Origin of the sequence: Sporosarcina sp. P7 (assembly GCF_002743425.1) — a bacterium.
Taxonomy (GTDB): domain Bacteria; phylum Bacillota; class Bacilli; order Bacillales_A; family Planococcaceae; genus Sporosarcina.
The window spans coordinates 181,569-189,014 of record NZ_PDZF01000005.1 but is presented as its reverse complement, the minus strand read 5'-3'; the positions used below and the strand labels follow the sequence as shown (position 1 = coordinate 189,014).

Genomic DNA, 7,446 nt, shown 5'->3' with positions numbered 1-7,446 from the left:
GTGGGTTACAATCGTATTCCAAGACATGTTTAAATATGTAGCTAGTTGCTTTGAATTCACGAAAAATACTACTGATTCAAGTTCTTGTAAATGCTCATCTATTTTCTGAAGATAAAGCCCTTTTAGCTTTTCTTGATCAACTTTCATGGTAATCATTTTTCTTCGACCATCCATTCATTCAGCCACTTGATGTCTTCCTGTGACAAGCTGTCTTTTTCTTCTGTTTCCCCCTCTATTACTTGGTGCCAATTCGCTTCTTCCCGTTCTAAGTAGGTTTCCCACTCACGCATAACCTTAACTGCCTTTTCTGTTTCTAGTTGCTGCCTAGTTTGGAAAGGTATTATTATCGCCATATATGCCACCTCTTCCGATGAGATCTGTTTCTTCTATTATAAAATTTCAAATCGAAAGAATCAAAAGGTCCTCACTGAAATTTTACAATAATTAACGGGAGAGCATATATATTTATTATGATTTATTGCAGCCGTAGCACCTTTTGGAAAATAACTATTCCTGTATTCGATTCAAAAATAACTTTGGCTATTATAACTGCAATCTTTGCAAAATTATTTGCCATAATTACTTTAGTGTCTATGTACATATTTTATCCGACTATATAAGTTGAATTAAAGATTCCTACATCTCCTAAACGGGTATAGAGATAAAAACACCCTGAAGGGATTGATGACTTATGAATGTCCAAATTCAAATTATAGAAATTAAAAAAACTATGCGAACCACTAAGGATCGTGGCCATTTTGAGCGCTACCAAACAATCTTTCTTTATTTAAGCGGTTATAAAATGAAAGAGATTGCCAGATTAATCGGCCGAATTTTCTAAACCGTTGGGATCTATATTGCGAATTATAAAGAAAGTGGGATTGATGGACTTAACCTTGGACATTCCACCGGCAAACCATCAAATTTATCGGAGGAACAAAAGACCATTCTAGTAAAAATTGTATCGACTCAAGTCCCTATGGATGTTGGTTTTACAGCCTGATATAACTGGACGCTTGCGCTCATCGTTGAATTTGTTAAAAATGAATGGAGTATTTCCTACTCATTACGCGGGATGTCCGGCGATTTACATCAGCTTGAACTCAGCTTTACACGTCCTACCTATACCCTCAAAAAGGCAGATCCGGAAAAGCAGAGGCTATTTGTAGAAGAAACATTCCCTGCGCTAAAAAAACTTATAAATGAAGAAATTGACCACCTTCTTTTTGATGACGAATCAATGATTCGTGATTACCAAGCGATTCAGCGGACCTGGTTCTTAAAAGGAAAGCAACGACTGATCCCAACATATGGGCAGCATAAAGGCGTGAAATTGATTGGCACATTAGATTATGAAACCGGTGAAATATTTTGCATCGAGGAAGAAAAGTATGACGCAGTCGCTTTTCTAGGCTTCCTAACTAAAGTTCTTGAGCATTATCCTTCAGGAAAAATCGTTATGACTCTGGACAATGCACGCATTCATCATGCGAAGTACCTGCAACCTTTTCTCAAAGAGAATCAATCTCGACTTGAACTTGTTTTTCTGCCTCCCTATAGCCCGCAACTAAATCTTGTAGAGGGCTTATGGAAATGGTTGAAGGAATCTGTTATTAATAATATCTTTTTCCCAAGTGTTCAAAAAATCACTTTAAAGGTTTGGGAATTTATTCGTGATGTCAACCAACGACACGACGATGTTATTATTCGTCTTTGTGTGAGATTATAAAACCGGATTCATATATTCAACTTATATACTAAATTTATTTTCCTAAGTTGAGGATTTATCGATATCTTTTAAACAATATACGAAGGGTTACTCCAGAATAATGACACACAGGGGTTCGTATTGATGTACATAAGTTAGTTCGATTCCATGAATAATAAATCTACTTGGCAAGAAAATTTTACATATTCCACGATATTTTAAATAACAAAACTCCATAAAAAGGAGCCTGTAGCAATCCATAAAGGAGTTGCCACGGGCTCTTTTCGTTAATTTCCCAAATTTACTTTTTGAAGGCGTGATGCATTCAATACGACTGATACTGAACGCCATCGCTACGATTGGAATTGCCTTATACTTAGTGACAAAATACTATAAGATATGTTTGTCAATCCATTTTTTATGATGCTTTATTTCCCTAGAAATTCAGGTCGTCTCTTTTCTAAAAATGCTTGCACGCCTTCTTTTACATCTTCTGTGAGAAACAATTCTTGAAACAGTTCAGCTTCTCTTTCGATTGCTTTGTTAAACGGTAATTCAAGACCTTCATCTACCGCCTTTTTAATATTTCTCACCGCAGTAGGTGAGTTCCGACAGATTTTTTTCGCCAATTTGAGCCCTGCGTCCAATCCTTCACCTTTTGGAACAACTCGATTGACCAATCCAATGCGTAAAGCTTCTTCCGCCGTAATATGTTCTCCCGTAAACATTAACTCTTTAGCTCTTGCTTCTCCAATGAGTCGAGGTAAACGTTGTGTTCCACCTCCACCAGGGAGCAATCCAAGCGTCGATTCCGGTACGCCAAGTAATGCTTGCTCTTCCGAAATGCGTAAATCACAAGTTAGTGCAAGTTCGCAGCCGCCCCCCAGTGCGTACCCGTTTAAGACGGCAATCGTTGGTTTTGGTGAGAAATCAATGCTATTTAAGATCTTATGTGTTTTTAAAAATTCTGGTACTAAATTCGAATTACCCATTTTTTCTGGGAAATCTTTGATCTCTCCCCCAGCCATAAATGCTCGTTCTCCAGCACCTGTAATAATAATGGCTAGTACTTCACTATCCGCGTTCAGTTTAGCGAATGTTTCTCCTAGTGCTTGTATCACTTCTTCGCTCATTGTATTCATCGGCGGATTGTCAATTGTTACAATCGCTATCTTGTCTTGCTTTTCAACTTTTACAACAGACATTACTAATCACCCCATCTTTTTTTGTTGGTCTATGCATCTTTTCATCTAATTACTTGGGTTGCATGCGAATCGCGCCGTCTAAACGAATGACTTCACCGTTTAACATCGGATTTTCAATAATACTGTTAACAAGACGAGCGTATTCACTTGGGTGACCTAAGCGACTCGGGAATGGAACCATTGCTCCTAAAGCTTCTTTCATCGGTTCAGGAGCACTGCCAAGTAATGGTGTATCGAATAAACCCGGTGCTATCGTCAAGACACGAATGCCGTATTCTGCTAGATCTCTTGCAATCGGAAGCGTCATCCCAACGATTCCTCCTTTCGACGCACTGTATGCCGCTTGCCCAATTTGCCCTTCAAATGCAGCGACGGAAGCTGTATTGACAATGACGCCTCGCTCTCCATTTTCGTTCGGTTCGTTTTGAGCCATTTTTTCTGCTGCTAAACGAATGACATTGAATGTGCCAATCAAATTCACTTCAACCGTTTTCTTGAAAACATCCAATGCGAACGGACCTTTTCGACCATATGTTTTTTGAGCACTGCCAATTCCTGCACAGTTAATGGTCGCAGTGATTTTCCCGAACTGTTCCACCGCTTGATTTAAAGCCGATTGGACCGATTCCTCGTCTGCTACGTTTGTTTGTACATAATGTACATTGTCTTCTCCTAGTTCTTCAACTAAGTTCTTTCCGCGTTCCTCGTTTAAATCAAGAATAACTGCTTTTCCACCCTGTCCAACAATACCTCTTACCGTAGCTTCTCCTAAACCTGAAGATCCACCTGAAACGACAGCAACACTGTTTGTAATTTCCATTTTTCATCTCTCCCTAGTATAAGTTTACTAAAAATAAGTTACAGTCCAAGATTTCTTGCAATGATATTTTTCATGATTTCATTTGAACCTGCATAAATCGGCATGACTGCCACTTCGCGATAACGACGAGCAATGTCGTATTCCTCCATATATCCATAGCCACCGTGAAGTTGCAGGCACCTTGCGGACATTCTTCTGGCCATATCCGTAACCCACCATTTCGCCATGGAAACTTCTGTTACGATTGCTTCCCCGTTCATATGCCGGGTTGATAAGTCATCCAAGAACGTTCGTGCCACAGTTAGCTCTGTTGCCATTTCTGCAATTTCAAATTGCGTGTTTTGAAATGAACTAATCGGCTGCCCAAAAGCATGCCTTTCCTTCACATAATTCATCGTTGTCTGCAGCATTTCTTGTGCGACGACTAATGCTCCATTCGAACACATCAATCTCTCTTGTTGTAGCTTATCCATCAAATAATAGAACCCTTTACCTTCTTCACCGAGTAGATTGGCAACAGGGACACGAGCATCTTCAAAAGTCAGTTCCGCCGTATCTTGAGAATATGCACCCATCTTTTTCAAATTGCGTCCGCGTTAAAAGCCGGGTGTATCTCCTTCAATAAGTATCATGCTTATGCCTTTATGAGCAAGAATTGCTTTTGGATCCGTCTTGACAGCAAGGAAAATTAAGTCCGCGTTAATACCATTTGTAATAAATGTTTTTTGCCCATTAATAACGTAGTCATTTCCATCCCGTACCGCTTTTGTACTTATACCTGACAAGTCAGATCCCACGGCTGGTTCTGACATGGCAACGGCGGTAATTAGATCGCCACTCACACATTTCGGCAAATACTTGTTTTTCTGTTCTTCCGTACCGTATCTTTCCAAGTAAGGAACGACAATGGAGCTATGTAAATTGCCCCAGCAGTCCCTCCCCCGATTCGACTCAACTCTTCCGATAAAATCAAGTTAAATCCAAAATCAAGTCCTAACCCGCCGTACTTAGGATCTACTTGTGGACAAAGAAAACCTTGTTCGCCCATTTTTTATACAATTCACGAGACACAATGCAATCTTCTTCCCATCGTTTAAAATAAGGCGTAACTTCTTGCTCGATAAAATTACGTAGGGAAATCCGAAACATCTCGTGCTCTTCATTGTAAAAAGGCCTTTCTTTTCTAAATAGATTAAAAGAAGCTGGTTTAAATTTAATAGCCTTTTTAGTAGACACCGCTTATCTCCCCTTCCTATTTCCCAAGATTCATTCACCCTTAAATATTGGTTTCCTTTTTTCTATAAATGCTTGTATGCCCTCTAAGTGATCAGATGTTTGTCTCATTTTAATCTGACCATTTTTTTCAAGTTTCAAAATGTGAATCAACTCTTCACGGTTCACTTCAGTGAAAATTTGTTTTGACTGAATTAGAGGTTGTATAGGACTTGCTAGCCATTTTTCTACTTGCCTTTCGACAGCTCCTTGCAAATCATCCGCGAGCTCATCAATCATCCCAATGTCAAAAGCCTCGCTGGCGGAAAGTACGCTCGCATTCCAAATGACTTGTTTCGCCTTCGCTTCTCCCAGTTTTTTAAGTAAAAAGTAATGAGCCCCAACATCAGGTATTAATCCAATGCCGTTAAAATTCATTGCTATTTTACTGTCTGTTTGGGCGATTGTATAGTCGGTAGCCAGTGCCAAACTTAACCCGCCGCCGGCAGCAGCACCATGAATCGCTGCAATTGTCACTTTCGGAAGCGTGTATAAGGCTACAGCAATTTCACTAACCAAATCCATCATTGTTTCAAGATCCAAGTCCGGGGACATATTTTTAATATCCGCACCCGAAGAAAAAGCATTTCCATTTCCTTTGAAAATAATAATATGAATTGATTTAGTAACGCGCAGTTCTTTTAATAACTGATGAAATTCCACAAACATATCCAGGGTAAAAGCATTCATCGATTTAGGTCTGTTAAAAGAAACCGTTGCTACTCTGCCTTTAACAGCTACCGTCATGTACTTTGTTTTCGACAACGGTGTGATTGACAAGAAATTCCCCTCCCTATATCCCATCTAAAAAGTTACTTTCTTTCTCTCAACTGACGCTTGAGTATTTTGCCCGATGGATTACGCGGCAATGCATCAATAAATTCCACCTCTTTAACTCTTTGGAAGTTGGCCAATTTCTCATTGCTAAAGAGCATCATATCTTCTGCGCTACATGACTGATCCTTTTTCAACACGATATAGGCTTTAACTGCCTCTCCCCATCGTTCATTTGGAATCCCTATAACAGCCACTTCTTCTACAGCTGGATGCCTTTGTACAACCTCTTCGATATCTTTTGGATAGACATTCACGCCACCGCTAATCAGCATGTCTTTTTTCCGGTCAAGAAGATAATAGAAGCCATCGCAATCTATTCTGCCCATGTCTCCCGTGCAATACCAACCGCCTGGAAGGAAGGTCTCTTCGGTTTGCTCAGGAGATTTATAATATTCACTAAATAGATACGGGCTGCGAATCGCAAATTCGCCATCTTCCCCTAGACCAACATCGTTGCCATCCGCATCAATCAGCCTGACTTCCACTTCATTTTCCTTTAATTTCCTCCCAATGCTTGTTGCTTTATTTATGACATCTTCAGGTCTTAGAGTAATATAAGCCGATGTCTCCGAGCTTCCGAAGAACTCAGTCAAGTCACATCTGAATTTGCCAACAATCTGCTTTTTCATTTCTGCGGATAAAGGTGCGGCAGCTGCGATTAATAATTGCAAGGATGAGAATTGGAATTTTTCTAATTCTGGCACTTGTAGTAAGTAATGATATTGCGTCGGTACAAAAAAGGCATGTGTAATTTGGTGATCTTCTATCCATTGCAGCGTAAGTTTAGGGTTAAATTCACGCATAATGATAAGTCTGGAACCCAACAAAGGTAAGAGCCAACTGAAGGTAAGACCTACACTGTGATAGAGGGGAACCGTTATCAATGTGACCGACGAAGAATTCATTTCCCATTCTTCTGTGAAACAATGCACACGCTTAAATGTTGTTCCGCCATCGATTACGATTCCCTTCGGCAAAGAAGTTGTCCCTGAGGTAAACATAATGTTAAATGTGTCATCCGGATTTACCAAGACAGTCGGGTCCTCTGTAGAACCATGCTGAAGCATTGATTCGTAATTGCTAAAGGGTGTTTCCGGCTTCGCATCTAGTACGATAATTGTTTTATTGGATACGTACGATAGCTGGTCTTTAACGACCTCAATTTTTGGAAGTAACTCTCCTTCTACAAAAACGTATCTAGCATCGGATCCATTCAGCAGACCTGATAGAGAATCTCCTTCTAGCATGTAGTTAATGGGTAGACATACAGCACCTACAACTGAAATTGCGTAGTAAATCTCTGGCATTTCCAGTCGGTTTCGCATATAGACAGCGATATGATCTCCCTTTGTTACCCCTAATTCCAATAGAGAATTTGCTATAGCATTTACACGGTGATACAAGTCTTGAAATGTTAATGCTTGCTCATAACAGACAATAGCGACTTCATGAGGTTTTTCGTCAGCAAACACTTGTAAACCCATCTGCATATTTTTAACCTTCATTACGCACACCGTCCTTTTCGTTGATTGTCGTTTTCCCGTGATTCACGTAAATGCTGGCATATTTCTCATTAGATATTCAAAACTTTTTTATGCCCCCTT

Annotated in this window: 5 protein-coding genes and 2 pseudogenes; 1 reads left to right on the top strand and 6 read right to left on the bottom strand. The window is 39.8% G+C overall.

Annotation, left to right across the window (positions count from 1 at the left end; all coding sequences use genetic code 11):
* Positions 1-152: 152 nt before the first annotated feature.
* Complete coding sequence (locus tag CSV60_RS07345) at positions 153-353, bottom strand: hypothetical protein (RefSeq protein ID WP_099636491.1); 201 nt, start codon at positions 351-353, stop codon at positions 153-155.
* A 338-nt stretch (positions 354-691) separates the two neighbouring features.
* Between CSV60_RS07345 and CSV60_RS07340 the strand changes: the two are divergent.
* Positions 692-1,729 (top strand): annotated as a pseudogene (locus CSV60_RS07340) (IS630 family transposase).
* Between the two features lie 407 nt (positions 1,730-2,136).
* On the opposite strand, the gene CSV60_RS07335 reads toward CSV60_RS07340, so the two are convergent.
* From CSV60_RS07335 to CSV60_RS07315, 5 genes and pseudogenes are all read right to left on the bottom strand, one after another.
* Positions 2,137-2,913 (bottom strand): enoyl-CoA hydratase/isomerase family protein, encoded by a 777-nt coding sequence (locus CSV60_RS07335; RefSeq protein WP_099629747.1) that lies wholly within the window; start codon positions 2,911-2,913, stop codon positions 2,137-2,139.
* 49 nt (positions 2,914-2,962) lie between these two features.
* The gene (locus CSV60_RS07330; RefSeq protein ID WP_099629746.1) at positions 2,963-3,733 is read right to left on the bottom strand and encodes a 3-hydroxyacyl-CoA dehydrogenase; all 771 of its coding nucleotides are present in this window, start codon (positions 3,731-3,733) and stop codon (positions 2,963-2,965) included.
* Between the two features lie 38 nt (positions 3,734-3,771).
* Positions 3,772-4,882, bottom strand: a pseudogene (locus tag CSV60_RS07325) (acyl-CoA dehydrogenase family protein).
* A gap of 117 nt (positions 4,883-4,999) precedes the next feature.
* Positions 5,000-5,809 carry an enoyl-CoA hydratase gene (locus CSV60_RS07320; protein ID WP_099636490.1) on the bottom strand — a complete coding sequence of 270 codons (810 nt, stop codon included), beginning with the start codon at positions 5,807-5,809 and terminating at the stop codon, positions 5,000-5,002.
* 8 nt (positions 5,810-5,817) lie between these two features.
* Positions 5,818-7,347: a class I adenylate-forming enzyme family protein gene (locus tag CSV60_RS07315; protein ID WP_099636489.1), complete on the bottom strand. Its 1,530-nt coding sequence runs from the start codon at positions 7,345-7,347 to the stop codon at positions 5,818-5,820.
* Positions 7,348-7,446: the final 99 nt, after the last annotated feature.

Excerpts from the sequence above, each read along its gene's own strand:
- CSV60_RS07345 (WP_099636491.1), bottom strand. The coding sequence starts at position 353 with ATGGCGATAATAATACCTTTCCAAACTAGGCAGCAACTAGAAACAGAA.
- CSV60_RS07335 (WP_099629747.1), bottom strand. The coding sequence starts at position 2,913 with ATGTCTGTTGTAAAAGTTGAAAAGCAAGACAAGATAGCGATTGTAACA.
- CSV60_RS07330 (WP_099629746.1), bottom strand. The coding sequence starts at position 3,733 with ATGGAAATTACAAACAGTGTTGCTGTCGTTTCAGGTGGATCTTCAGGT.
- CSV60_RS07320 (WP_099636490.1), bottom strand. The coding sequence starts at position 5,809 with ATGGGATATAGGGAGGGGAATTTCTTGTCAATCACACCGTTGTCGAAA.
- CSV60_RS07315 (WP_099636489.1), bottom strand. The coding sequence starts at position 7,347 with ATGAAGGTTAAAAATATGCAGATGGGTTTACAAGTGTTTGCTGACGAA.